A 25,756-nucleotide genomic window follows, 5' to 3' on the forward strand; every position below is an offset into this window, starting at 1 on the left:
TGTTGTCACCAATTCAAGGAGGATAAACATCCATGTCGCTTAATATTTATGGAGAAACGTTCACGAGTAGGTTGCTGATTGGCTCGGCGCTTTATCCATCGCCAGCGGTGATGCAATCCGCTATCCGAGCTTCCGGTGCGGATATTGTCACGGTCTCATTGCGCCGCCAAAATTCCGTGTCGGCAGGGCAAGATTTTTGGGATCTAATAAAAGAATTGGGGCTTCGAGTTTTACCAAATACGGCAGGTTGCCACAGTGTAAAAGAAGCGGTCACTCTCGCGCAGATGTGTCGTGAGGTGTTTGCCACCGATTGGATTAAACTGGAACTAATTGGTGATGAATACAACTTGCAGCCAGATCCATTTGCGCTGTTGGAAGCGACAAAGATTTTATTAAACGATGGGTTTAAAGTACTACCTTATTGCACCGATGATTTAGTTTTATGTCAAAAATTAGCAGACAGTGGTTGCGAGGTTTTGATGCCTTGGGGCGCACCAATTGGCACGGGAAAAGGACTCTTAAATCCTTATGCGCTTAAAACGATACGTGAGCGCTTGCCCGATATGACGTTGATAGTTGACGCAGGTCTAGGTTTGCCTTCACATGCCTGCCAAGCACTTGAAATCGGGTATGATGGTGTTTTATTGAATTCCGCCGTCGCTGGTGCGGGAAGTCCTGAAACCATGGCGAGTGCGTTTCGAGCAGCCGTCGATGCAGGAAGAATGAGTTTCGAGGCGGTTGCAATGCCTGAAAAAGAGGTTGCAGCGCCATCAACACCGACATTGGGTATGCCTTTTTGGCATCAATCACAATAAATAGTTAGGTAGTACACGTAGGAGTTAGCATGTCGGAAGTAGTATGGAGCATCGCAGGATCAGACAGTGGTGGCGGTGCAGGTATCCAAGCCGATTTAAAAGCAATGCACAGCTTTGGTGTTCATGGCTGCAGTATTATCACCGCAATTACGGCACAAAACAGTGTCGAGGTCTCTGCGATTAATAGTGTGAGTCTTGAAGTATTAGAATCACAGTTGCTTGCGGTTGGTAAGGACATGCCGGCCAGTGCCATCAAAATTGGCATGTTGGCGAACGTGGCTCAAGTGGAGCTGGTGGCTGAACATTTGAGCCATTATAAGCAAACTTGGGTTAGGCCACCGATCGTTGTGTATGACCCTGTTGCCATCGCATCCAGCGGTGATGCATTGACAGAAGAAAATACACTTGAGGCAATAAAGAAATATTTACTTCCGCTTGTTGATGTGATCACTCCAAATACGCAAGAAACCCAATTGCTCACAGGGATTTATTTAATTGGCCCAAGCGCTGTACGAGAAGCGGCAACGAAGTTTCATGCCATGGGAATCGCAAACGTGATAATTAAAGGTGGGCATTGGGATTATCCAAAGGGGTATTGCATTGATTACGCCTCGAATGGACAAGACGAGTATTGGCTTGGCTCGATGTCAATTCAAACCCCTCACAGCCATGGTACGGGATGTAGTTTTGCTTCAGTGATTGCTGCGTGTTTGGCAAAAGCGTACCCACTCAAAGATGCGTTTATCCTTGCGAAAGCGTACATCAATCAAGGATTACGGACGGCAGTGCGATTTGGTGAAGGGCGCGGGCCTGTCGCTCATGGGGGGTTCCCTATTGAACTTGGCGATTACCCACAAGTTATTGAAGGGGAAGTTGGCTTGGGGATGAACTCGAGTTGGACTGCGCTCACCCTGAACGCCTCGCCGCCGGATTTGCACACATTGACGATGAACTGGGGTTGTACGCCGTAGTGGATTCGTTGGATTGGGTGGAAAAGTGTTTATCTGCAGGCGTTAAGACCGTGCAGTTACGAATAAAAGACGCAGGTGATCCGACATTAGAGTTACAAATCGCAGAATCCATAAAATTAGGCCAGCTTTATGGTGCTCGCGTTTTCATCAACGACCATTGGGCGTTGGCAATTAAACATGGAGCATTTGGCGTTCATTTAGGCCAAGAGGATTTAGTAAGTGCGGATCTCGCCGCGATTCAGAAGGCCGGTGTTTGTTTAGGCGTGTCGACACATGGGTTTTACGAGATGGTTCGTGCGCACAATTACAAGCCAAGCTATCTCGCGTTTGGTGCAATTTACCCAACTTCGACGAAAGACATGACGGGTCAAATTCAGGGATTGGAGAAGCTGCGTTACTTTGTGCCATTAATGGCCGAGTTTTATCCGACAGTGGCAATAGGCGGTATTGATTTAACGCGAGCAAGCGATGTTGCGGATACGGGGGTGAGAAGTGTGGCTGTAGTACGGGCTATCACCGAAGCTGACGACCATCGCGTTGCTATTGGCCAGTTACAAGCGGCAATAGGTGAACAATGAAGCTAACGGATAAGGAGCGTATTCGCTATAGTCGTCATCTCTTGGTGCCTGACATAGGCGAAGTTGGGCAGCTCCAGTTAAAGTCAGCGCATGTCGTGGTGGTGGGCTGTGGTGGACTGGGCAGTCCTGCGCTCTTGTATCTAGCCGCAAGCGGTATTGGTCGACTAACGTTGATAGACGATGACACAGTTGAATTATCCAATTTGCAGCGGCAAATTTTGTTTAAAGTAAGTCACTTAGGTCAACAAAAGGCAAAGGCGGCTCAAAAGGTGTTGGCGAACTTGAATAATGACATTGTGCTGCAAGCGCATGTCGCAAAGGTATCGTCAGATACAATCGCGTCGTGTTTGAGTGGCGCTGATTGTGTTCTTGATTGTTCGGACAATTTTAGTACTCGTTATTTAATTAATCGTTTTTGCCAATCGAAAAAAATCCCTTTAGTTGCGGGGGCGGCTCAAGGTACATCTGGACAGGTGATGGCATTTGATTTTCGAATGGAGAGTGCGTGCTATGAGTGTTTGTTTCCACGACACTCTACGGAAGAACCAGCCTCGAGGGCAGTAAATTGCGATACGCTGGGTGTTCTAAGTCCATTACTTGGTGTCATAGGGTCTCAGCAAGTGATCTTGTGCCTGCAAATTATTCTTGGTGCGAACAAACCGAGTCATGTTGCTTTTTTTGATGGACAATCGTTAGCACAGCAGGTGTTTCAGTTGCAGAAGGATCCACACTGTGTATGTTGTGGGTCGTATTAGAGGAAGAAGAAAAGAAGCAAGCCAATGCTGACATGCTTCTTGATGTTGCCAAGCTTACTTCGTGGAGAGACCAAGACTCAAATGGCCTTCCAAAGCACTTAACTGTGTTTCGCCAATAGGTCTAATCGTCAAACCAATCGAGCTACACAGGGTATTTTTTGCTAAGTATTCTGTGTGCTTTAGGTTTGCTGAGGCTGACTTATTTGTAAGTACGGTATTGGTAAGCTCTGTTGAGTGGATAAAGCGCTTGTAGAGCGGCTTGTCGTCACAAGACACTGATACTTGTGCTTCATACACTAATTCAGAAAACGAGCTCTCAATTAGTTCACCAGCACATTCACCCGCTTTTTCATACGTACAAGCTGTGCGTTGACCAGTCACCAGTTTACCTTCACCTTCAGTTGCGACTGTTAACGTCAGAACAGGCTGATAGGGTAATGTTGATGTATCCACGTTGATTGAGTATACCCCGTCTTGTTGAGTGAAATCTTGCAACGTAAACGACTGATCAAACCCATCCGCAAGGACATGCTGGCTTGTCAAAATGAATGTACCAATCGTTAGCGATTTAAGTAGGTTGCTCATTCGGCTTCTCCTTGCTGATTTCCAGACAGAGATACATTGAACTCGATGGACTCGATTTGCGTGTAAAACTGTCTTGATAGCGAACCATCTTTGGTAATTTCAATCTTCAATTGTGAGCAAGTAGCAATGTCGTATCTAATTTCTTCAACATGAGGCTCCGCGTATACGACCTTGCGTAAATCACGGTATCCAAACGCTTTACTCATTGCGACAGGAGTTCCACTACAGTAAAAACGGGTCGTTACACCGAAATTTGCGGCATACCATTTTGTTTTCAGCAATCCATCACTTTCAATAATGAGCTGCGATAGTGGGGAGTCACTGTTTACATCAATCAGCGCTTCATAACCGACTATCGCATCACGAGGGCCAAACCTCTTAGTGATGGGTGAAAAATCATCGATAGTGAGTTTGACTGGAGCGCCATCTAATTCAATGACAGGGACTTCAGCTGCAATAGAGGACAAGCTAACAAGTGACAGCAGAGCTGCAATACATTGTTTCATATAATATCCTTTTAAATGACAAAGACTTCACGACTGCAATGTGAAGTACCCTTTATTTAAACATGGATTTACCGATTTGGCCAACAAGCTGAGGAAAAAATGTTCAATTCTTTTTTACAGGTCAATGAGCAACCATGTCTTTTTTAAAAATGCAGACGTGAATCAGAATTCGGGAAAGTTAGGATAAAAAAAGCCAGCGACACGCTGGCTTTTAAAGACATTGTATATATGTTTACTGGCTGATGGTCGCAAAAGGCGTACCCATGCGGGTTACCGTTTCAGGTTGTTGGTCCGCTAAAAATTCAGCTTGATTTGCACCCCAAGCAAGAATAACGGTTGAACCTAATTTAAAGCGGCCCATTTCGTCGCCTTTTTTCAGCTCAATCGCATTCATTCCTTCTGTTGGGTATTCCCAACTGAATACGTCTTTTCCTGCTGGTGGCGTAACTGTGCCAGCCCAAATTGTTTCTATGCTTGCGACGATTGTTGCACCGACCAATACCATCGAAAGTGGGCCAATTGCCGTATCGAATATCGCCACTACACGTTCGTTACGAGCAAACAAATTCGGGACATTTTGTGCGGTAAGTGGATTCACTGAAAACAAATCGCCCGGCACGTAAATCATCTTACGTAGCACACCATCAATTGGCATGTGGATTCGGTGATAATCCTTGGGTGCCAAATAAATACATGCGAATTTTCCGCCTAAATATGGAGCTACATCTTCTTCTTTGCCGCCTAAAAGCGTTTGTAAACTGTAGTCATGGCCTTTAGCTTGAATGATTTGCCCATCAATGACATCACCAAGTTGGCTAATTGCTCCATCAACAGGGTGTGCAATGATGTCGCTTGCATCTGCCAATGGACGAATACCCGGTTTAAGTGGACGGGTAAAGAATTCATTAAACGTTTTATAGTGCGCAGGATCTTCATGCAATGCTTCAGTCATGTCGATCTTATATTGTTTGATGAACAATTTTATCAACGCGGTGGTCAACGCACCTGCCTCTGCAGCCGCAAGTTTCCCAACCAAGCGAGAAATACCATGTTTTGGCAAAGCATATTGAAACGCAATTTTTAGTTTATCTAAGCTCACGATAAGATCCTGTTCGCAAAATTTTGCAGATAGTAGCACAAGTTATTGGCTGTGCTGGATAAGAAATTTGATCCGTCGTTCGGATTTTTGGGGTTATTCAGAAGTAACAAGCGTGGGATCTCTAAATGGCTCTGTCGTTGGCGACGCATTCAAACCTATTGAACTCTTGGACGGCGTAAAAGACTGATAGAGAAAATACAAAAATTAAAGTGAGTGCAGGCTAAGCATGAAAGGGACATAAAAGGATCAGCAGTCTGACCCTTTTATAAGCATACTAAATTGACGGGGTTAAAATACCATCAAAATCGAACTTTTCGTTTACACCCTTGGGACTCTAGCGCCTGCTCGGCCATCGGCCATCGATTCTAAGATTCGATGATAGTTTTCAAAGCGCATTTCGCTGATTTTACCTTCATCAACGGCCTCACGCAAAATACAGCCAGGATCGTCTAAATGTTTGCAGTCACGGAATTTACAGCCACCGATGTATTCGCGGAATTCTCTGAAACACCACGTCACACGCTCGGGATCCAGATGCCAAAGACCGAACTCTCGGATCCCTGGGCTGTCAATCAAGTTACCGCCACTTGGTAAATGATGTAATCGAGATACAGTTGTGGTGTGTTGACCAAGGCCACTATTCTCCGACACTTGCTGCGTTAAAATCTTCGCATCAGGTAGGACAGTATTAACTAAGGTGGATTTTCCAACGCCGGATTGACCGACAAAAATACTGTTTTTGTCTATAAGTAAGTGTTTGAGCTCGTCGATACCTTCACCGGTTTCATTACTGACTAATAAGACTTGATAGTCCAACTCACGATAGATATCTAACACATCTTCAACAAACTCGCGGCTTTCCTCATCTAATAAGTCGACTTTATTGAGAAGTAGAATTGGAGGAATGCCCATGTCTTCGCAGGCCACCAAATAGCGATCGATGATTTGCGGTGTGAATTCAGGCACAACGGCAGAAACCATTAAGATTTGATCAATATTTGCAGCAACTACTTTAACGCCATCATAGAAATCGGGACGAGTGAGCTGAGAGCGACGTTCTTCAACGGCTTCAATGACACCGGCTAAGTCACCTTCACTGACTTTTGCGCGACGAAACACCACTTCATCACCAGTAACGATACTTTTAACTGTACGGCGAATGTTGCAACGTAGCACTTCACCTTGTACTGTTTCTATATCAGCGTGTTGTCCGAAACGACTAATTACTAAAGCGGATTCAGGTTGCCCTAAATTATCGGTTTGCCACTGAACGTCTTTTGAGCCGCTGTCGCGCTTAGCTTTACTTAAGCGTTTTTGGTGGTTCGCGTTGATCCGTCTAGATTGGCCGTGACTTAATTTTTTCTGCTTTGCCATGAAATAATGTACGGTTTTTTGTTAATGGCCTATGCTTAGCTTTGCTAGATAACTTGATTTAGGCAAGGTTTCTGGCAAAAAAAGCTTTTGGTCAGTGGATGAAGCGAATATGATATATCTTATTGCGTTAGATCTAAAGGAAGTACCGTTAAGGTAGTGTATGTCTTTTCATGAATCAAATCTGATCTGGTTAGATCTCGAAATGACTGGCCTAGAGCCAGAAACCGATAAAATTTTAGAAATTGGTACAGTTGTAACCGATGGCGACCTCAATGTTTTGGCAGAAGGTCCGGTTATCGCTATCCATCAAAGCGACGAGTTGCTTGATAATATGGATGAGTGGTGTATCAATCAACATGGCCGCTCAGGTTTAACTGCACGCTGCAAAGCGTCGACCTATACTGAAGCTGACGCTATAAAAGAAACATTAGATTTCCTTAAACATTGGGTTCCTCCTGGTAAGTCACCTATGTGTGGTAACTCAATTGGTCAAGATAGACGCTTTTTGGTGAAGTACATGCCAGAACTTGAAGCGTACTTCCATTACCGAAATATTGATGTAAGTACCATTAAAGAACTTGCACGTCGTTGGAAACCGGAATTGTTGACGCAAGTAAAGAAGAAAAGTTCTCATCTTGCTTTAGACGATATCAAAGATTCCATTATGGAATTGAAGGTTTACCAAGAAAAGTTCTTCAAACTGTAAAAAGTACTTGCAAACCCCATTCTATTTTGTAAAATCACGCCCCGCTTGAGTAGAGAAGTCTTGTGGGGCAAATCTATCTCAAGTTTAAAGCAGCACACGCTCAGCTGCTAAGAATGAAAGACGCAACCCGTTGCGCTCCAACATTCTAAATAAAGGGCAAATTACGAAGCGGCACTAGCTCAGCTGGTAGAGCGCAACCTTGCCAAGGTTGAGGTCATGAGTTCGAATCTCATGTGCCGCTCCAAACACTCTCTTCGGTGTTTAAAATAGAAGAAAATCATGAAGCGGCACTAGCTCAGCTGCTAAGAATGAAAGACGCAACCTGTTGCGCTCCAGCGTTCTAAAAAATGGGCAAACTACGAAGCGGCACTAGCTCAGCTGGTAGAGCGCAACCTTGCCAAGGTTGAGGTCATGAGTTCGAACCTCATGTGCCGCTCCAAACACTCTCTTCGGTGTTTTAAATAGAAGAAAACTTACGAAGCGGCACTCGCTCAGCTGCTAAGAATGAAAGACGCAACCCGTTGCGCTCAAGCATTCTAAAAAATGGGCAAACCATGAAGCGGCACTAGCTCAGCTGGTAGAGCGCAACCTTGCCAAGGTTGAGGTCATGAGTTCGAACCTCATGTGCCGCTCCAAACACTCTCTTCGGTGTTTTAAATAGAAGAAAACCTACGAAGCGGCACTAGCTCAGCTGCTAAGAATGAAAGACGCAACCCGTTGCGCTCAAGTATTCTAAAAAATGGGCAAACCATGAAGCGGCACTAGCTCAGCTGGTAGAGCGCAACCTTGCCAAGGTTGAGGTCATGAGTTCGAACCTCATGTGCCGCTCCAAACACTCTCTTCGGTGTTTTAAATAGAAGAAAACCTACGAAGCGGCACTCGCTCAGCTGCTAAGAATGAAAGACGCAACCCGTTGCGCTCAAGTATTCTAAAAAATGGGCAAACCATGAAGCGGCACTAGCTCAGCTGGTAGAGCGCAACCTTGCCAAGGTTGAGGTCATGAGTTCGAACCTCATGTGCCGCTCCAAATTCCTCAGTTAATCTTCTGAAATATCATCTAACTATCAATTTCGCTCGAATTCCCATATAAATTTTATTGCTTAATTTTAGCGCTACGCGTAAAATACGCGCTCTTTCGGCCTTGTAACTATCGTTCCTTGCCTTAACCCGACCGGCCGAAACGGGACGAGGCTTAATTAACCGTAAGGAATATCCATGCGTCATTACGAAATCGTATTCATGGTTCACCCAGATCAAAGTGAGCAAGTACCTGGTATGATCGAGCGTTATACTGGTGCTATCACAGAAGCTGGCGGTACTATTCACCGTTTAGAAGACTGGGGTCGTCGTCAATTGGCATACCCAATCGAAAAGCTTCACAAAGCACACTATGTTCTATTGAACGTTGAAGCGCCATACGAAGTAATCAGCGAGCTTGAGACTTCTTTCCGCTACAACGATGCAGTGCTTCGTAACCTAGTTATGCGTACTAAAAACGCGGTAACTGAAGCGTCTCCTCTTGCAAAAGAAGAGAAAAAAGAAGCAGCATCTGCTTAATCGTTAATTGATTCTGAATCTCCGGGCGATGAGGTGAGTGGTGCAAACGAATCCGTTTAGCAATTTACTCGTTTTATCCGGTACGGTGTGTAAAACACCGAAATTTAGCCAAAGCCCAGCTGGCATTTCTCACTGCCAATTCGTGCTAGAGCATCGCTCAACACAAATTGAAGCAGGGATGGAGCGACAAAGTTATGTTCGTCTTCAAGTAGTTGCTAGTGGAGAACAATTTCAGTCTCAAACACAGCATTTATACGTTGGACAGGTAATACAAGTAAGCGGTTTTTTAAACCGACACGAAAGCCGAAATGGTTTGAGTCAACTTGTACTGCATGCTCAGCATATTGAAAGAATTAATTGAGGAAATTACTCATGGCACGTTATTTCAGACGTCGTAAATTCTGCCGTTTTAAAGCAGAAGGCGTACAACAAATCGATTACAAAGATCTAGCTACTCTTAAAAACTATGTGACTGAAAGTGGCAAAATCGTACCAAGCCGTATTACTGGTACAAGCGCTAAATACCAGCGCCAACTAGCAGCAGCTATCAAGCGCGCTCGCTACCTAGCCCTTCTTCCATACACTGACTTACACAAGTAAGCAGCGGTTTAACAGTTTTTAAAAGGTGTAGAGACATGCAAGTTATTCTACTAGACAAGATCGCAAACCTAGGTAACTTGGGTGACCAGGTTGCTGTTAAATCTGGCTACGCTCGTAACTTCCTTTTCCCACGTGGTAAAGCAGTTCCAGCGACTCAAGCTAACGTTGAAACTTTTGAAGCACGTCGTGCAGAACTTGAAGCTAAAGTAGCTGAAGAGCTAACTGCAGCACAAGCGCGCGCAGAGAAACTAGCTGCTCTTGCAGAAGTTACTCTTGTTTCTAAAGCTGGTGACGAAGGTAAACTTTTCGGTTCAATCGGTACTCGCGACATTTCTGACGCGATCACTGCTGTTGGCCTAGAAGTAGCTAAGTCAGAAGTTCGTCTTCCACTAGGTTCAATCCGTGAAACTGGTGAGTTTGACGTAGCGATTCAACTTCACTCTGAAGTTACTGCAACGATCAAAGTAATCGTTATCGCTGAAGCTTAATTTATTAAGCGTGCCGCGTGTTTAACACGCGGCAATTTCTCTCTCTCGCCTCAAAATAAATTCAAAGAATAATTCATTATCGGATGATGAAACCTCACATGCGCACACGGTGTAATTGCATGTAATGTAAGTACCTTTAATCGGTATAATTGTCATGTTATCCTGTTGAGAGTTTGTCCCTGTTTACAAATTCGCAATATCAATGTATTTATAAATGACAGCGGTGTCATTTGTGGAGTTAGAAGTGAAAAGTCGTTTTGCTGGTTTTACGCTCGTAGAGCTTTTAATTGCAATAGCCATTCTTGGGATCTTATACAGTTTAGCGATGCCGAGTTACGCTCGTTATATACAAGAAAGTCGCCGCAATGAAGCACAGCAAACAATGTTCCAAACAGCGACTCACTTAGAACGTATTTATACTCGTCAGGGTGGTTATCCCAAAAATTATGATGTACCAGTGAGTGAGTACTACACCTTCACGTATGTGCCTTTGACGGCCATTGACGATGATTATTTCCGCGCTTATAAGCTCAGTGCAGCACCTAAATCCGGTTCGGGTCAAACAGGAGATATCTGTGGGACACTGAGCATTGATCATCAGTCTAAACTAGGAGCATCAAGCGATGGTTGCTGGTAAACAGACCCGTGGATTTACACTAACGGAACTTGTCATCGGTGTGGCCATTGTGGCTATTTTAAGTGTGCTTGCGATGCCAAGCTTTATCACACAAATCAAACGCGACAGGTTAGTTACCCAGGCGAATCAGATTCAAGCTCTTTATCGCTTTGCGCGCGACGAAGCGGTAAAACGTGACGTTGCACTTGAGTTACGTGCGAGTGATAAAGACTGGCGTGTTATCGAGATGATAAATGGGGAAGAGATAGAGCTGCGTCGAGTATCGATAGCCCACGCTACTATTTCTATAGCGTTTCCCTCGTTGCAGATCCGTCAGTCCGGCGAAGTGAGTCAAGCAAGTAACGTGCTAATTACCGATAACGATGTGAGTACCACGGACATTCGATTTTGCACGCTATTAAGTGGCCAAAGCTGGCTTGCAGAAGGACAAAACGCATGCGCTTAAGCCAACCTGCTCCAGGATTTTCACTGTTGGAAGTGATGGTTTCTATTGTTGTCGCTGGCGTCGCGCTGTTGGGATTGGCTGCAACACAACTGAAAGCACTGCAATTTGCGACGAACAGTTACTACTATTCATTGGCACTTGTGCAAGGGCAAAATGCGATTGAGCGTATGTGGATAGAACAATGCCAATTACAACATGGTGTTGTTGACCGTTATAACGAAGCCAGTTTTAAACAAGCAATCCAACCACAGAGTCGCGTATTTGAGCTAATCATGCCTAACGCTTTTGCGAAAAATATGGCCGTTTCAGTTCGTTGGTTTGATGAACGCATGGAAAACTCGCTCGACAACCAGATCCGCTTGAGTGTTGCGTATCCAACACTGCCCAATAACTGTTAATGGGTGAGTGATGAAAGGGTATACGTTAATCGAATTGTTGGTTGCAATGGTCGCGGGACTTATTTTGTTGTCTGGCGTAGCTATGTCGTACAGTGCAATCAAAAGCACCTTGTCTACGACCCGTGATTTAGAGATAGCGCAAGAGGTCGTACGTTACAGTAATCAAGTGCTTACGCGCAGCATTAAGCAAACAATTCGTGAGTTCCAAGTGTTTGATGAAGGGACACGATTAGTCTTGTCTCAAAGCGGAAATACCATCAGCTGCAGTGGTCAGGTCATTGCAAATGCCTACGAAGAAACCTATACCCGAGAGGGGGACTTTTTGGTGTGCAATAATGGTGTCGGCAAAGTCAATTTGGTGAAGGGCCTTAACACAGCGAGATTCCAATATAACAATTTGTTAGTCAGTATTTTCATTCGCTCGGCAAATATGCCAGCGCCTTTTGCAAATGGTGTACGCATTGACATTGCAGCATCACAGTTGGTTCTGACTAATGCCTATGGAAGTACGCCATGATGAAAAAAGCGCCAAAAGGGTTTACCCTAATCACCGTCATGTTGCTCACGACAATGGCGAGCATCGTGGTGTTTGCAGCATTGAAAGAATCGATTGTGCAAGAACGTATGAGCGGCAACTTCCAAAAAGATCTCAATGCACGATTGCTATCAGAGCAAGGGATTTTCACGCACGCAGAGTCTCTTCAAAATGAATTACCGAACGATGCAACCTTGACCGTGGATAAGTTGCTGGAGCTTTACGGTAAGCAATCGGGAAAAGGGAGTATTAACGCTGATGCGCTGTTTGCGACGAACTTAGTCAAAGTATCGGATTCTGAGTTTGAAATACATTCAACTGGTTCGAGACACAACAAAGATGCGAATGCAAGTCTAGTCGCTCGATTTGCGTTTCAAGGTGCGGTGTATGAATCTGTTTTTAGTCATGCCGTGACTGGGTGCAAAGGGGTAAATTTGTCTGGTAGCGGTTCGGTTGACAGTTATGATTCTTCTAAAGGCAGCTATGAAGAAACCAAAACCAATGATGGAGACGTGAATACGGTAATCGGTGATTCGGATGTGGTGCTTGCGGGTCATTCACCAATTAAAGGGGATGTGAAAGCCTCAGGCGTGATTTATTTGCAAGGTTCTTCGCCCATTATTGGCGACATTCATTCAAATACTGGAGTAGATATTTCCTACGGCGGGGGAACGCGAGTCGAAGGGAATATCTTATCAGGCGGTTTTTATTTACACCGAGGTGGTTTGGTCACCGGCACCGTTCGCGTCAATGGTGATGCAACCATGAAATGGGGAAGTAAAATTGGTAACGTGAACAATGATGACTTTGCCATCCAGTATGGTGGGCGAGGTAACTTCGATGATAGCAGCAAACATTCACAGCAAGGACTTCCGTACAGTAACTCGCGTTTTAATGTGAACCCGAATGTTGAACCCGTCAGAGTGTATGACCCAACGTCACCGGACTATGATCCAAGAAAACCAGATAAAGAATGTGATCCGTTAGCGCTACCGCTAAATATGCCCGATGTTATGGAGCAATCTTCTTTATTTCGACCTTTCAAAACGGGACCAACTCAGGAGTTTGATTTTACCCCAAGTATTGGTTATTTCACGAAAAATGGCTCAGGTACGCGTACCCCGTTTTCACAATCAATCTATATTCTAGACGCCATGACTGCGAATCAAGGCAGTGTGGGAGCGGATGAGCCACTTGTCTTTGGTATGAAAGGGGCATCGCTGACGAGTGATAGTCAAGTCACTATTCGAGGTGGAGATGTAATCTGGCTTATTGATGGCGATTTCGTGATGTCAGGTGATACCCGTATTTACATTACAAAAGAAAGTAGTTTAACTATTTTTGTTACTGGGAAAGTCGATATAGGGGCGAGCGCAAAAATTATCACAGCACAAGAAGGATTAACAAAAAGTGGCTTTGCTTCTTTGAGCTTCTTTTCATCAAATTCAGACCCTGAAGGGTTTATTTTTAGCGGCGCTACCGATCTATATGCCGCTATTTATGCACCGCGTACCACGATTATTATGAAAGGCAGTGGGCAGCTTTATGGTACAGTGAGAGGCGCTTCCATTAACGCGTCTGGCGGAAGCGGTGTCCATTTTGATGCAGCGTTGAAAAATATTCAGCTAGGCGGCAGTACATCACTGAAGCAAGCCGCGAAAATTACCTTCTTAGGATGGCGATACAAGCTGCCAACGGAATAAAGTGTCTACAGGGCACAGATATCCTATGGAAAATGTGCCTACCCCCGCTTTTTACTTCACTCAATTCAATTTTTACGTTGAAATTTCCATTCTATTTCAAACAACAACGTGTTTTTTTGCAATTCATTTAAACCTTTCGTTAGGCTGTTTCGTCTTAGTTATCAAAGCATGTTTAAATAGCATGTACTCAAAATAGAATAAAAATGGGAAAGACTCATGTTGATAGACGCTAAACAGGCGTTCTTACAGGAAGACGAGCAAGCGTTGATCACTCGATGCGTCTCTGGTTGTCAACACGCGTTTCGAGATTTGTTTTCTCGTCATGAAAAACGTGTTTATGCCCTGAGTCTGCGCTTGACCGCAGATCCTCATAGTGCAGAGGATGTGTGTCAGGAAGTGTTCGTCCAAGTATGGAATAAATTGGATCAGTTTAATGGCCAATCCCAATTTAGTACTTGGCTGCATAGTGTGACGAGCAACATTGCTATCAGTTATTTACGTAAGCAAAAAAACTGGCTGCAACGAGTGGTGAGTTTTGAAGAAGAAGGTATGGAACAAGCTGACGTTGAAAGTTGCCCAATGCTCGGTGGATTAGACAAGTTGATTGTACGATTGCCAGAAAGAGCGAGATTGGTGTTTGTGCTTCATGCCGTTGAAGGATATCGACATGAAGAAATAGCTGACTTAATGGGCATGGCAGTAGGTTCAAGTAAGGCTCAATATCATCGCGCAAGACAACTGATGCAGGAGTGGTATGAAAATGAATAAAAAGTCGTTCAATGACATGCTCAATGAAGAATTGAACTCCCTACCAAGAGAGATTGCGCCTGAGCGTGACCTTTGGACAGGAATAGAGCGTGCAATCGTCACTGAAGCGCCACAGCAAACAAGTAGATCTCGCGTTAAACCTTGGATGGGAGTTGCGGCATGCAGTGTGGCGGCGGTTTTAAGCATCGTGGTAACGATGCAACGTGAGCCTAATAACGCCGTCGTGATAGCGGATTTCTTTGAAACACAAAAACAAAGTTTATTAGTGAAATACAAAGAGCAACCGGCGTTAACGGATAACTGGCAAACACAGCTCGTTGAGCTGGAATCAGCCGAGGCGGCTATTCGTAAAGCACTCGAAGCCGACCCGCAAAATGCAGCGCTGCTTCGTATGTTATCGCAAGTTTACCAACAGCAACTGGATCTGATTAACAAAGTCCATCAGCCCACATGGCAACAAATTTAGGATAGGAAAAGATTATGAAATTATCAGTTATGACACTCGCATTAATCCCTGGGCTATTACTTTCAGCAAGTAGCTTTGCAGCCGAACGCATTGATAGACAAATCGATGTGCCTGTGGACGGTAAAATTATCATCGAAAATGACCGTGGTGATGTGGTTATTAAGGCGTGGGACAAAGCGTCTTTTAAAGTAACGGGTGAACTGGATGAGTCTCGCCAAAGGGTATCGTTTGGAAACCAATGGCAACGTGACAGAGTTTATAGTCAACACACCACGTAATAAGAAGTGGCGCGACAACAGTGATGGTTCCGATTTGGTCATTTACGTACCAAGACAAAGTGCGTTGAATTACGAAGGTGTCAATGTGGATGTGTCGGTGAGTGACCTAATGAACCTCACTCGCGTTAAGACGGTAAACGGTGATATCAAAGCGACAAAACTGATAGGAACGACACATTTATCAACGGTAAATGGCGGAGTTACTTCGGCGGATTTGGAAGGGGATATCCATCTAGAAACGGTTAACGGTGACATTAAAGACCGTCACTCGAAAGGCTCGCTACGTATTAACGCCGTCAATGGTGAAGTGAACAGTGACACTGAAGCCCAAGATGTGAAATTTGAAAACGTGAACGGTGAAGTGGAGTTCCGTTTTAAACAGCTTAAAAGCCTGGATTACAATACCGTTAATGGCGAGGCGGAGATTTACGTTGAAGAGCTATTGTCCGGCGCGCGCATTGATATTAACAGCGTAAGTGGTGACACAGAACTGTATTTCCCAACCAATGTGTCTGCAAATTTTGATATCCAAACGCATTCGGGTGGCAGTATTCATAACAAATTGAGCGACGAACAAGCCGCAAAGGCAAAATATTCAGGCTCTCGACGCTTAAACTTTTCAACGAATGGTGGTAAAGCAGACATTGAAATTGACACGGTCAGTGGCAACATCACACTCAAGAATCGTTAATTTTTTGCATTAATTGTCACCAGAAGCATCGTTTTTTAGGTTCTTCTGGTGATTTCCTTCCTGACGGTTTGCACATTCCTTCGAAGCCGATAGAATAGAGCTTCACTTCCAAGGTAATAAGCAAGATGGCAAGACCGGATAAACAAGTCGAATCACTAAAAGTCCCACCGCACTCCATTGAAGCCGAGCAATCGGTATTGGGTGGATTGATGCTGGATAACGAGGCATTTGACCGCGTGGCGGAACTCGTTGTCTCTCACGATTTTTACACACGAACGCACAAGTTGATTTTCGAAGCGATGGAAAAGTTGGTTGAACTTGGCCAACCTATCGATTTAATCACGATTTCCGAAACGTTGGAAAAGAACAATCAATTGGCGAGTGTGGGCGGATTTGCTTATTTGGCTGAAATCGCCAAAAACACGCCGAGTGCTGCGAACATTGATGCCTATGCGCACATCGTACGTGAACGGGCAGTTGTACGCGAAATGATTGGCGTGGCCAATGAGATTGCCGAAGCAGGTTTTAATCCAGAAGGTCGTGACAGTCATGAGCTGTTGGATCTTGCTGAAAGTAAAGTATTCAAAATTGCGGAAAAGCGTACAAAAAGTACGGAAGGCCCGCAAAGTATTCACGCCATTTTGGAAAAGACGGTCGATAAAATTGAAGAGGCTCTACCAGTCACCACAAGATGGTGTAACTGGGGTCAGTACAGGGTACAACGACTTAGACAAAATGACGGCGGGTATGCAACCTTCCGATTTGATTATTGTCGCGGCGCGTCCATCAATGGGTAAAACCACGTTCGCCATGAACTTGTGTGAACATGCGGCGATGACGCAAGACAAGCCTGTGCTTATCTTCTCACTAGAGATGCCATCAGAACAGATCATGATGAGGATGCTCGCTTCGCTTGGTCGTATTAACCAAACCAAAGTGCGTACAGGCCAGTTAGATGACGATGATTGGGCGCGTTTGTCTTCGACAATGGGACTTCTCATGGACAAAGGTAAGATGTATGTCGATGACGCCTCAGGTCTTACACCAACCGACGTTCGTTCACGTGCACGCCGTATTGCGCGTGATCATGGCGGTATTTCCATGATCATGGTGGATTACTTGCAGCTCATGCGTGTTCCAAGTTTATCGGATAACCGTACCCTAGAAATCGCGGAAATCTCACGTTCATTAAAAGCCTTAGCAAAAGAATTGCAGTGTCCAGTTGTGGCGCTGTCGCAGCTCAACCGTACATTGGAACAACGAGCCGATAAACGCCCCGTAAACTCGGATCTTCGTGAATCAGGGTCCATCGAGCAGGATGCCGACTTAATCATGTTTATTTACCGTGATGAGGTATATCACGAAGACAGTCCAGATAAGGGGATTGCCGAAATAATTATCGGTAAGCAGCGTAATGGTCCGATTGGTAAGGTTAGGTTAACGTTCCAAGGCCAATACTCGCGTTTTGATAATTACGCCGGTCCGGCATTTGAAGATGAGTATTAATGCGTTTAGTTGCTGCAGAAATTGATTTAGAAGCACTGTCTTTTAACCTGTCAAGAACCAAAGCATTTGCACCACAAAGCAAAATTATGGCGGTATTGAAAGCAAATGCATATGGGCATGGATTAGTAAAGATTGCACAACATTTGGCGGAAGCGGATGCATTTGCGGTCGCTCGTATTGATGAAGCGCTAGCGCTTCGCGCGGGCGGGCTTACAAAGCCAATCGTGTTGTTGGAAGGCTTTTTCCATGAAGCGGATTTGCCCATTCTATTGGCCAACAATTTCCAGACTATTATCCACGATGAAACGCAACTGGTTGCTTTGGAAACCGCTAATTTGGATGCACCCATTGCGACTTGGTTGAAAGTGGATACTGGAATGCATCGTCTTGGAATAGAACCCTCACAGTTCGAATCGTTCTATCGTCGTTTAAAAGCCTGTGCCAATGCCAAACCGAACGTTAATTTGATGACCCACTTTGCTTGCGCAGATGATCTGGCCAATGACAAAACAACAAAACAAATCGCTACATTTCAGCATATTATAAACTCTCATCACGAGGCGCGTTGTCTAGCGAACTCCGCGGGGATAATAGGTTGGCCAAGCAGTCATGGCGATTGGGTGCGTCCGGGTTTGATGCTGTATGGTGTGTCGCCAATGGTTGGCCAAATTGGTTCAGATCATGGCCTTAAAGCCGTCATGCGACTCACAACGAAGGTCATCGCAATTCGCAAAGTGGCGAAAGGCGAAGGGGTGGGGTATGGCTCACGTTGGCAAGCGAAAGAAACCACCTATTTAGCCGTTATTGCTGTTGGTTATGGTGATGGATACCCAAGACATGCCAAAGAAGGCACTCCAGTCATGATTGCGGGTAAACGCTTTGGGATTGTCGGTAGTGTTTCCATGGATATGATCACCGTCGACATTGGTGAGAATACCGATAACGTTAAGATTGGTGATGCCGTCGAAATGTGAAATCTAAATCTGCCCGTCGAAGAAATTGCCGAGAGTGCGGGAACGATCCCGTATGAATTGCTGTGTAACGTTACACCGCGAGTGAGCTACGAGTATTTAGGTTAAGTACGCGCATAATCAACTCTGTTGAAAGCCCATTTTTCCCTAGGTTGAATGGGTTTATTGACCTTGGAGCGTCGCTATCAGTTTTCGCACGCCACCATTATCGCGATGTTCGCCAAGGTAAATCCATTTCAAAGTGTGTTAACATACACGCATCATTAATAATTCAAAAGCGCAATTATGGAAGCTGCAAACTCCCCACAAGTCATATCTTATATCCGCTGGTCTTCCGGAAAGCAAAGGCGAAATACGTCACTAAAACGACAAGAAGAACTTGCCGTTAAATATGCCGAACGGCACAACATGCCTTTGTCGAAAGTTATCATTGATGATGGGGTGAGCGGCTTCTCAGGCGATAACACATCATCTAAAGGCGGCTTAGGTGCGTTCAAAGAATCGCTAGACCAGTTCCCAAAAGGCTCTGTGCTAGTGTGTGAAAATATAGACCGAATATCCAGAATGCATCCTGATGACGCTTACGATGTAATTCGAGACATTGTAAAAGGCGGAATTAAAATTGTAGTTTATTCGGGTGACGACAATGTATTCGAGATAAAAAGCCACAATGACTTAGGAACAATAATAAAGGTAATTGTCGAACTCGAGAGGGCGCATTCGGAATCAAAGTCAAAATCACAAAGAACATCAAAAGCATTCCATAAGATGCTGGAAGGATATGAAGGCGGCATCATTAAGTCAGGTCAAGAGCCTTCATGGGTGAAGAGAAAGTTGGGCGAAAACAATTCTCCTGTCGGATATACAGAAATACCAGAAAGAACTGCGGTCATTCGCAAAATGTTCCAATTGTACGAAGGTGGCAATGGAGCGACACTTATCGCCAAGGCGCTCAATGCCGAAGGGCTGAAAACATTTAGCAAAAATACAGATTGGAGTTCAAGTTCAGTAGAAGCAATCATGAAGTCACGCTCACTAATGGGTGAGGCAAAATTCAAATCAATGCTCAACGACAAACCGTTCATATTTGCTGATTATTACCCCGTGGTAATTAGTAAAGAACAGTTTGAAAGGTGCGAAAATATCAGAAAGAACCGCCATAATTCCAAAGGGGTCAGCACTAGAAACCCTTCATTCTTAACCGGATTAGGTATTGCTAAATGTGGTTATTGCGGCAGTTCGTATGTAAGCCAGCAAGCATCAAGCAAGGATAAGGTTCTGGATAAAGATGGGCAAATAAAAGACTGGGCAAGAAGATTAAGGTGCCAAGGACAAGCCAGCAAAGGAAGCACAGTTTGCACCGCAGGTACTTTCAAAGCATCGATACTAGAACGCGCTGTAATCAAATATTGCGCAGACCAAGTTCACATGGAAGAAATCATTAACTACACTCAATCCAACCAAGAAAAGGAGGCGCTTGAGCAAATCGCTAAATACAAGAAGAAGCTTCGTGAATTAAACAACCAAGAAGATAGGTTGGTAGATGAGTTGTCTTTCGGCGCCAAAATATCTAAAAAGGCTTTGGAGCGCATCAGAACCAATCTAGAGAACGTTTCAATTTCCATTGACACTACCAAGACCGAAATAGCAAGACTGGAAAAGGAGGTTACAACTTCATCACCAGAGACTTTAAGAGAGCACCTCCAACAAATAACGGCACTTCAGGAGAGCTTAATGCAGTCAGGTGACAATGAGTCAAGACTTAAACTACGCGACATTATGATGGACATTGTTGAGCGGATAGAAATTTTTAGATATGGACTTGGTCATAAACTAGACCGCAAGAAACTCGCTGAAGATACTGGATTAAAGATACACCACCCCACTGTAAAGAGAATCCTTGATGACTCTGGTGTCCAGTGCAAAACAAACAAAAACCTAGTATTCAGAATAAGGTTTAAAAACGGACACCAAAAAGATATTTGGACAAACACATCAGCAGATTTCTGGACAATTAAAAGCATCCCCATTGAAGGAGAATCAAGCACACAAAGCTATTTAATTCACCCCCTTAAATGGTAGGGTTACTTTGCCGCAACTTGGTCGACTACGACATTGGCATTGATATTAATACTCATGAGAATTGCCATTAAAAACACTTATCACGCTTCTGAGAATGACCACGACCACCACTAATATTGTGATGGCAGTCACCATTGGTGCACAAGCGACTGCCAGACAGAAGCCTACCAAGAACACCAGAATCCTCATCATCAATCATCCGTATAAATTCGGCAGCCTTTAAATCCCAGTACAACTCAATCAACATAACCACTGTCTGTTGATGGGTCTTCAATTCCAATGATGAAATTTCATCCAAACTACGACAAACATCTCGGTGGCTATATAACATTTCGAAAAGCCCTTAACAGTAAGCGTCTAGCCTTCTCAGCACTTACAGGGTCAGGGTGACGACCACCAAACAAGAAATTAATAATGACATATAATGCCATTCGCCTTGTCATTCTTGGGTCTCCGCCACCACTTAGTAGCGCATTAATAATAAACGTCTTATCTGAAAACTTATGATGCAACATCTGACTTGGCCTCAGAGCCTGATGGAAGTTGAGTTTCCACACCCTTCATATGCTCCATTTTCTGTTTGAATTCTACAAACCACGATTGCTGATTGATAGGCTGTTTGCTTTTAGTCATTACTTGATACCTCTACTAATACCTTTGATAAAATTCCGCGAATTAGTCGCTGTTCTGTTGTTTGCAGCTTGACTGCAAGCCGGGTCAAACTTTCAGCCAACTCAGGCTGAAGGTTCAATGTTTTTCTAACTTCCATTAATTTCACAATCTCTCCTAATGTAACTTGTGATAAATAATACTGAGCATATTGCCAATCTCATTGATTGACTCCCCAACATTGGACGTTCTCTTCAAATTTAACTGAAATCGAGAAAACAAAATCTTACTGATTGCCGATAATTCAGCAGCATCATTACCAGAAAGCGCGGCATTGAATTTTTCGATAAGCTCGCTCGTCTCCCGCCCCTTAAGTCTATGCAACTCAACACCCTGAGGCTCAGGAGGTCGAACAGAAATCCCATTAATAAACTCATCAAACTTCATTGATTATCACTCCAAATTTTTCTATCAAACGACCACCATCAATCTGACCTTTATGCAGCGGCTCCATTAAGTCAAACATCTCAATACCAACCCCAGCCTCCTTCATTAAATAATCCGCAACCAGATATTCGGGGTCGCAAAGGACCGGTGTAATGTCGCAATGCTCCGGGTTCAGCTTTAAGCACTGATTCATTGCAAAGCCGAATTGAAGTAGTGGCTTGATATAATCATTTGTTGACAACCCTGTCCTATCTTCATTTTGATATAAAATGATGTGTAAGTGAGGGTGCCAGCCTTCTTTTAATTCCAAGAAAGCCCACCCATTCAATACGTAATTTCCTTTGCTAAAAAAATACAAAAACCTATTACCCGTAGCTATTAATTCTTTCAAATTAAATCCGTATGAATAGTACTTCTTGGCCGTGAGTGTAAGCATGAACGCTATTTTGTCATTAGTTATATCTGCCAGGGATTTAATGAAATCTCTCGCCTCTAGCTGCACTCTTGCCATCTCTTGCAAATTCCAGCTTTGCATCTTGGCGTACAACTCCCTTTGATACTTATTTAGAGATGCAATTTCGCGCTTCACCTCAAGCCCAGCATAAAACTTCGCTTTTCTGTCTATTTGCTTCATATCGTTCAAATACTCATCCACACTAGACGTCGCCTTTGATTTATCGCGAGTACCACTACCCTCTTTTACTCTTTTATGTTTTTTCACATAACACCTCTAATTCTCGGGTAGCTAACCACTACCCGGCAGGAGCCATGAAAAGCGCACATCTCTGTCGAGATGATTTGCTTTTCCAAGCACCTGCATTATCGTTTACTTTTTAATCTAATGTGTATTTTGAATACAACTCCCCCATATCCGGTCACCCTAAAAAATATTTCGAAAGAAGTTGTTTGGCATTAACTATCAATGTGGCAGACCAGACGCCCATTCCCTACATCAAATCCATGTTACGCCAGTACCACCATTCCACTGGTAGCCAATGTATTTATAAGAGTGCACCATAAAAAAACACAAAAACGCTGCATTCTTCGTGAAGTTGTCACTAGGGTATACCCATATGGAAATATTTATTCATTCCCATATGGATTGATAATCAAGTGGGAATGAGTTATTCTTACTGCATCTAAGAAGTGTATGGGAATATTTATTATGGCAAAGGTGTTGGGTTACGCTAGGGTTTCGACGGATAGTCAGGATGTGTACTTGCAGGTTAGTGCACTCAAAAAGGCAGGTGCTGAGTCCGTTATTGATGAGGTAGCCTCAGGGGTTAGCATGAGTGGGCGTGGGCGCTTAAAGATGCTCCTAGGTATACTAAGCGAAGGGGATACACTTCTCTGCACTAGAATAGATAGGTTGGCCCGTTCCGTCTTAGACCTTCAGTCAATTGTTAGAGATTTACAGGCTGGTGGGGTAACCCTTAGGTGTACTGAGCAGCAAATTGATACGTCATCAGCAGCGGGTAAGTGCTTTCTTGATATGCTCGGGGTTTTCGCTGAGTTTGAGACTAACTTAAGAAAGGAGCGCCAGCTTGAGGGTATAGAAAAGGCGAAGAGCAAAGGGGTGTATAAGGGAAGGGTGCCTACAGCCCAGAGGCAGAAGGATGAAATTCTGAAGCTACACCAAAAGGGGTACACCGTTAAGGAGATAGTTTCAGAATTATCCGTCAGTAAATCGTCGATTTACAGAATATTGAGCGCCTCTAAGGTTTCGTAAGTAAGTCGCTAAAATGCTGCACTGTCGCGTCCTTTGCTCGTATGGAGGCGAGTGTTGTATTTATAAGTTCCGTTATGCGCTCTACGGGTGGGTAGCCACATAAAATATAGGAGGTCTTAACTATATCCTTAACATCTGCAAATATTAATTTGCATCCTGTTTCTGACGCTTTACTTGAGATTGATGATTCATCACCGTCTGTAATTGTAGCTTGAGGACCTTTTGCAAAGAGCACTGTTGCAACTCCTGCTTGCTGCGCCTTTTGAACAGCGTGAGTCACGTCAGCCACACAAAAGGCCTTGTCCTTAACCTCGATGGCGATTATAGGCTTGTCCTCTTGGTAGACGTCAATATCTAAAACCTCTTTTGATGAGCTTCCTGCTTGGTTTACTGGGTGCGCCTTTACTTTCCACCCCTTACTAGGAAATCTAAGAAGGAAAACAGAAGATACTAGCGTCGCACACACTTCCCCTTCTGACGATAATTGCAATACATTGTCAACGAAAGAGTTGAAATCAAATGTTTTATTTTGTGAAACAGGGATTGCCCTTGCTGGTCTTTGAAGGGTGAAATAAAAAGCATCAACCAACATGTCGTAAGCGTCCGAAGAGTCTTTCGCGTTGCTGAGTATCTCTATTGATATGGTTTGCAGTAGTTTGTCATTCCCCTTTCTGACTGCGTTGCCCGATGAGTGCATTTCAAACCTTGCGGGTTTATTCAAGAATGGTTCATTGGATGCCCCGAGTTTCCCCTCCAGATGGTCCCTCTCTATACCCCGGCCAACTATTACGTCGTGGCAAACGCTTCTGGCATCGTAGGCGCCAGCGTCATCAGCTTTTGCTTGTAAGCAGAGAGGGTTTACTCTTTCGTCTGTTGATTTTGCAAGCAAGCCTGTTACAAGTATGTATCTGTATGTGAGGTGTGAACCAAGTATTATTTTTTTTATGTCATCAGCCCACTTTGACTTTGGGCTTGATAGTGCTTTAGACTCTTTTGCTGCTTTTAATGCCTTTTCAAATGCTAAGTCATTGTTTACATTGATGCTCATACAACTCCTGCCAAATATAACTTAAATCCCTGTTTAGGCGCTTGCTGATTTGGGTTAACATATCGATAAACTCAACCACATCCAGTCTTCTTTCAAAGCGCTCAATCTTTGAAATGTCTGGTTGTGTGAGGCCGACGAGTGAGGCTAGCTCTTTTTGGGATAGGGCCGCTTCCTTCCGTGCCTTGATTATGTTTGCAAGCAACCTTCGGTACCGAGGGTCGTGTATTGTTGTTAGTCTTTTTGTCATGGGTGTATATTTACTTGATAAGGCAAATATGCCAAAATCGCATATTATGAATAAAAATAAATTTAATAAAACTTCTGTAAGCTTATTTTCTGGTGCCGGTGGTATGGATGTTGGTTTTTCAAAAGCCGGATTCCGTTGCTTGTGGGCAAACGATATGGATAAAGATGCTTGCGAAACATTTCGTATCAATCATGGCGATATAATACATCAAGGCGATATTGATGAGCTAATGCAGGAGCTAGATGACTTCTCTAATGTTGATTGCGTATTTGGTGGTCCGCCGTGCCAAGGTTTTTCTGTTGCTGGAAAAATGGATGTTGATGACCCTAGAAGCAAATTAGTTTGGTCGTACATGTCCGTGGTTGAAAAATTAAAACCAAAGTCTTTTGTGATGGAGAATGTTAAGGCTTTGGGGACATTATCTAAGTTTGCCGATTTTCGAGAAGGTCTAATTAAAAAAGCAATACAGCTAGGGTATAGGTGCGAACTTTTGTTACTCAATGCAAAAGACTTTGGTATCCCCCAAAACCGTCAACGTATGTTTCTAATTGGTTTTAAAGAGGAATTCGGCCCAATTAATATTGGTAAGGTAATTGAATCTCACCATATGCAATCACCCACAGTTAGAGAGGCCTTAATTCATTTGGGTAAAGCTGGTACGGAAGGAAATAGCCGTGTGTGTAATGCTCGAATTACCAATGCAGCAAAGCCTGTAATGCGCAAATCACCTTATGCAGGAATGATGTTTAACGGTCAGGGGCGACCTTTGAACCCTGATGGCTACGCTTCAACAATAGCAGCATCAATGGGGGGAAATAGAACACCTATTATTGATGAAGGTCACTTGTTTGATGGCAAGGAAAGTTACGTTGAGGAATACCATGCGCACCTTATGGCTGGTGGAGAGCCGAAGTCGATGCATGATGTAAGTAGCTCACTTCGCAGACTGACCATTGATGAAGCTATAATCTTGCAAACATTTCCAACGGATTATGAATTTTTTGGAAAGCAATCTTCAATGTGGAGACAAATAGGAAATGCTGTTCCGTGTAAACTAGCTGAAGCTGTAGCACTATCTGTGATGGATGTACTAGAAGGAAGAGTCTCTGTTAATGAAGATATTCAAGTTGAAGTTATGGAGAATTACGCCTTTGCAATTTAA

Annotated in this window: 30 protein-coding genes, 5 tRNA genes and 3 pseudogenes; 27 read left to right on the forward strand and 11 right to left on the reverse strand. The window is 44.0% G+C overall.

The features are described from left to right. The first annotated feature begins 32 nt into the window (after window positions 1-32). The 3 genes and pseudogenes from J5O05_RS11430 (at window position 33) to J5O05_RS11440 (ending at window position 3,119) form a co-directional block, all read left to right on the forward strand. Window positions 33-815, forward strand: a complete 783-nt coding sequence (locus J5O05_RS11430) for a thiazole synthase (protein ID WP_208842157.1) — start codon at window positions 33-35, stop codon at window positions 813-815. A gap of 29 nt (window positions 816-844) precedes the next feature. Further along, window positions 845-2,364 (forward strand): annotated as a pseudogene (gene thiD, locus J5O05_RS11435) (bifunctional hydroxymethylpyrimidine kinase/phosphomethylpyrimidine kinase). Then, window positions 2,361-3,119 carry a HesA/MoeB/ThiF family protein gene (locus J5O05_RS11440; protein WP_208842158.1) on the forward strand — a complete coding sequence of 253 codons (759 nt, stop codon included), beginning with the start codon at window positions 2,361-2,363 and terminating at the stop codon, window positions 3,117-3,119. The pseudogene thiD and the gene J5O05_RS11440 overlap by 4 nt, the downstream one beginning before the upstream one ends. Window positions 3,120-3,173: 54 nt before the next feature. Here the strand turns inward: J5O05_RS11440 and J5O05_RS11445 are convergent, their stop codons facing one another. The 4 genes from J5O05_RS11445 to rsgA all read right to left on the reverse strand — a co-directional run bounded on the left by J5O05_RS11445 (window position 3,174) and on the right by rsgA (window position 6,683). Further along, complete coding sequence (locus tag J5O05_RS11445; protein WP_208842159.1) at window positions 3,174-3,704, reverse strand: hypothetical protein; 531 nt, start codon at window positions 3,702-3,704, stop codon at window positions 3,174-3,176. Next, the gene (locus tag J5O05_RS11450) at window positions 3,701-4,210 is read right to left on the reverse strand and encodes a hypothetical protein (protein ID WP_208842160.1); all 510 of its coding nucleotides are present in this window, start codon (window positions 4,208-4,210) and stop codon (window positions 3,701-3,703) included. The genes J5O05_RS11445 and J5O05_RS11450 overlap by 4 nt, the downstream gene beginning before the upstream one ends. A 232-nt stretch (window positions 4,211-4,442) precedes the next feature. Then, entirely contained in the window at window positions 4,443-5,309 is an 867-nt protein-coding gene (gene asd, locus J5O05_RS11455; RefSeq protein WP_208842161.1) for an archaetidylserine decarboxylase, read from the reverse strand. A gap of 318 nt (window positions 5,310-5,627) precedes the next feature. Next, on the reverse strand, window positions 5,628-6,683 hold the full coding sequence (rsgA, locus tag J5O05_RS11460; RefSeq protein ID WP_208842162.1) for a small ribosomal subunit biogenesis GTPase RsgA: 1,056 nt from the start codon (window positions 6,681-6,683) through the stop codon (window positions 5,628-5,630). Window positions 6,684-6,843: 160 nt separating this feature from the next. On the opposite strand from rsgA, the gene orn reads away from it, so the two are divergent. The 22 genes and pseudogenes from orn (at window position 6,844) to J5O05_RS11565 (ending at window position 20,514) form a co-directional block, all read left to right on the forward strand. Beyond that, a complete protein-coding gene (gene orn, locus J5O05_RS11465) occupies window positions 6,844-7,389 on the forward strand; it encodes an oligoribonuclease (protein ID WP_208842163.1) in 546 nt (181 codons plus the stop codon). Between the two features lie 168 nt (window positions 7,390-7,557). Beyond that, window positions 7,558-7,633: transfer RNA gene (locus J5O05_RS11470), tRNA-Gly, on the forward strand. A gap of 119 nt (window positions 7,634-7,752) precedes the next feature. Continuing rightward, window positions 7,753-7,828, forward strand: a tRNA-Gly gene (locus J5O05_RS11475). A 120-nt stretch (window positions 7,829-7,948) separates the two neighbouring features. After that, a tRNA-Gly gene (locus J5O05_RS11480) sits at window positions 7,949-8,024 on the forward strand. Between the two features lie 120 nt (window positions 8,025-8,144). After that, window positions 8,145-8,220, forward strand: a tRNA-Gly gene (locus J5O05_RS11485). Between the two features lie 120 nt (window positions 8,221-8,340). After that, window positions 8,341-8,416, forward strand: a tRNA-Gly gene (locus J5O05_RS11490). Between the two features lie 188 nt (window positions 8,417-8,604). Next, window positions 8,605-8,946 (forward strand): 30S ribosomal protein S6, encoded by a 342-nt coding sequence (gene rpsF / locus J5O05_RS11495; protein ID WP_208842164.1) that lies wholly within the window; start codon window positions 8,605-8,607, stop codon window positions 8,944-8,946. A 37-nt stretch (window positions 8,947-8,983) separates the two neighbouring features. After that, entirely contained in the window at window positions 8,984-9,307 is a 324-nt protein-coding gene (gene priB / locus J5O05_RS11500; protein ID WP_208842165.1) for a primosomal replication protein N, read from the forward strand. 11 nt (window positions 9,308-9,318) lie between these two features. Further along, on the forward strand, window positions 9,319-9,546 hold the full coding sequence (rpsR, locus tag J5O05_RS11505) for a 30S ribosomal protein S18 (RefSeq protein WP_005493466.1): 228 nt from the start codon (window positions 9,319-9,321) through the stop codon (window positions 9,544-9,546). Window positions 9,547-9,581: 35 nt separating this feature from the next. Next, window positions 9,582-10,034, forward strand: coding sequence for a 50S ribosomal protein L9 (gene rplI, locus J5O05_RS11510; RefSeq protein WP_208842166.1), 453 nt, complete (start codon window positions 9,582-9,584; stop codon window positions 10,032-10,034). 244 nt (window positions 10,035-10,278) lie between these two features. Continuing rightward, a complete protein-coding gene (locus J5O05_RS11515; RefSeq protein WP_244369580.1) occupies window positions 10,279-10,671 on the forward strand; it encodes a type IV pilin protein in 393 nt (130 codons plus the stop codon). After that, window positions 10,658-11,116 (forward strand): GspH/FimT family pseudopilin, encoded by a 459-nt coding sequence (locus J5O05_RS11520; RefSeq protein WP_208842168.1) that lies wholly within the window; start codon window positions 10,658-10,660, stop codon window positions 11,114-11,116. The genes J5O05_RS11515 and J5O05_RS11520 overlap by 14 nt, the downstream gene beginning before the upstream one ends. Then, entirely contained in the window at window positions 11,107-11,514 is a 408-nt protein-coding gene (locus J5O05_RS11525) for a type IV pilus modification PilV family protein (RefSeq protein WP_208842169.1), read from the forward strand. The genes J5O05_RS11520 and J5O05_RS11525 overlap by 10 nt, the downstream gene beginning before the upstream one ends. A gap of 10 nt (window positions 11,515-11,524) precedes the next feature. After that, the gene (locus J5O05_RS11530; RefSeq protein WP_208842170.1) at window positions 11,525-12,031 is read left to right on the forward strand and encodes a PilW family protein; all 507 of its coding nucleotides are present in this window, start codon (window positions 11,525-11,527) and stop codon (window positions 12,029-12,031) included. Further along, window positions 12,028-13,752, forward strand: a complete 1,725-nt coding sequence (locus J5O05_RS11535) for a DUF7305 domain-containing protein (protein WP_208842171.1) — start codon at window positions 12,028-12,030, stop codon at window positions 13,750-13,752. Before J5O05_RS11530 ends, J5O05_RS11535 begins: the two co-directional genes overlap by 4 nt. A gap of 216 nt (window positions 13,753-13,968) precedes the next feature. After that, on the forward strand, window positions 13,969-14,520 hold the full coding sequence (locus J5O05_RS11540; RefSeq protein WP_208842172.1) for an RNA polymerase sigma factor: 552 nt from the start codon (window positions 13,969-13,971) through the stop codon (window positions 14,518-14,520). Next, window positions 14,507-14,986, forward strand: a complete 480-nt coding sequence (locus J5O05_RS11545) for a hypothetical protein (protein WP_208842173.1) — start codon at window positions 14,507-14,509, stop codon at window positions 14,984-14,986. Before J5O05_RS11540 ends, J5O05_RS11545 begins: the two co-directional genes overlap by 14 nt. 14 nt (window positions 14,987-15,000) lie before the next feature. Continuing rightward, window positions 15,001-15,264: a hypothetical protein gene (locus tag J5O05_RS22730; RefSeq protein WP_341874688.1), complete on the forward strand. Its 264-nt coding sequence runs from the start codon at window positions 15,001-15,003 to the stop codon at window positions 15,262-15,264. Continuing rightward, window positions 15,191-15,955, forward strand: coding sequence for a DUF4097 family beta strand repeat-containing protein (locus J5O05_RS11550; RefSeq protein WP_341874689.1), 765 nt, complete (start codon window positions 15,191-15,193; stop codon window positions 15,953-15,955). The genes J5O05_RS22730 and J5O05_RS11550 overlap by 74 nt, the downstream gene beginning before the upstream one ends. A 125-nt stretch (window positions 15,956-16,080) precedes the next feature. Continuing rightward, window positions 16,081-17,461: pseudogene (dnaB, locus tag J5O05_RS11555) on the forward strand (replicative DNA helicase). Next, window positions 17,461-18,540, forward strand: a pseudogene (gene alr / locus J5O05_RS11560) (alanine racemase). The pseudogenes dnaB and alr overlap by 1 nt, the downstream one beginning before the upstream one ends. 177 nt (window positions 18,541-18,717) lie before the next feature. Next, window positions 18,718-20,514, forward strand: coding sequence for a recombinase family protein (locus tag J5O05_RS11565; RefSeq protein WP_208842174.1), 1,797 nt, complete (start codon window positions 18,718-18,720; stop codon window positions 20,512-20,514). 67 nt (window positions 20,515-20,581) lie between these two features. Here the strand turns inward: J5O05_RS11565 and J5O05_RS11570 are convergent, their stop codons facing one another. The 5 genes from J5O05_RS11570 to J5O05_RS11585 form a co-directional block, all read right to left on the reverse strand. Beyond that, window positions 20,582-20,845 carry a hypothetical protein gene (locus J5O05_RS11570; protein ID WP_208842175.1) on the reverse strand — a complete coding sequence of 88 codons (264 nt, stop codon included), beginning with the start codon at window positions 20,843-20,845 and terminating at the stop codon, window positions 20,582-20,584. Window positions 20,846-21,015: 170 nt separating this feature from the next. Then, window positions 21,016-21,147 carry a hypothetical protein gene (locus J5O05_RS22475; RefSeq protein WP_280117642.1) on the reverse strand — a complete coding sequence of 44 codons (132 nt, stop codon included), beginning with the start codon at window positions 21,145-21,147 and terminating at the stop codon, window positions 21,016-21,018. After that, on the reverse strand, window positions 21,140-21,292 hold the full coding sequence (locus tag J5O05_RS11575; protein ID WP_208842176.1) for a hypothetical protein: 153 nt from the start codon (window positions 21,290-21,292) through the stop codon (window positions 21,140-21,142). Before J5O05_RS11575 ends, J5O05_RS22475 begins: the two co-directional genes overlap by 8 nt. An 8-nt stretch (window positions 21,293-21,300) precedes the next feature. Further along, on the reverse strand, window positions 21,301-21,570 hold the full coding sequence (locus tag J5O05_RS11580; protein ID WP_208842177.1) for a hypothetical protein: 270 nt from the start codon (window positions 21,568-21,570) through the stop codon (window positions 21,301-21,303). Continuing rightward, a complete protein-coding gene (locus J5O05_RS11585; RefSeq protein ID WP_208842178.1) occupies window positions 21,560-22,291 on the reverse strand; it encodes a hypothetical protein in 732 nt (243 codons plus the stop codon). Before J5O05_RS11585 ends, J5O05_RS11580 begins: the two co-directional genes overlap by 11 nt. A gap of 444 nt (window positions 22,292-22,735) precedes the next feature. Here J5O05_RS11585 and J5O05_RS11590 point away from each other — a divergent pair, with 444 nt between their 5' ends. Then, entirely contained in the window at window positions 22,736-23,299 is a 564-nt protein-coding gene (locus J5O05_RS11590) for a recombinase family protein (RefSeq protein ID WP_208842179.1), read from the forward strand. On the opposite strand, the gene J5O05_RS11595 is transcribed toward J5O05_RS11590, so the two are convergent. Together J5O05_RS11595 and J5O05_RS22865 are read right to left on the reverse strand one after the other, a co-directional pair. Then, the gene (locus J5O05_RS11595) at window positions 23,286-24,347 is read right to left on the reverse strand and encodes a restriction endonuclease, SacI family (protein WP_208842180.1); all 1,062 of its coding nucleotides are present in this window, start codon (window positions 24,345-24,347) and stop codon (window positions 23,286-23,288) included. The two genes, J5O05_RS11590 and J5O05_RS11595, sit on opposite strands and share 14 nt — an antisense overlap. Continuing rightward, window positions 24,325-24,594 (reverse strand): helix-turn-helix domain-containing protein, encoded by a 270-nt coding sequence (locus J5O05_RS22865; RefSeq protein ID WP_425281498.1) that lies wholly within the window; start codon window positions 24,592-24,594, stop codon window positions 24,325-24,327. Before J5O05_RS22865 ends, J5O05_RS11595 begins: the two co-directional genes overlap by 23 nt. On the opposite strand from J5O05_RS22865, the gene J5O05_RS11605 reads away from it, so the two are divergent. After that, window positions 24,593-25,756, forward strand: a complete 1,164-nt coding sequence (locus J5O05_RS11605; protein ID WP_208842182.1) for a DNA cytosine methyltransferase — start codon at window positions 24,593-24,595, stop codon at window positions 25,754-25,756. The genes J5O05_RS22865 and J5O05_RS11605 overlap by 2 nt on opposite strands.

It is taken from the genome of Pseudoalteromonas xiamenensis (assembly GCF_017638925.1).
Taxonomy (GTDB): Bacteria; Pseudomonadota; Gammaproteobacteria; order Enterobacterales; family Alteromonadaceae; genus Pseudoalteromonas; species Pseudoalteromonas xiamenensis.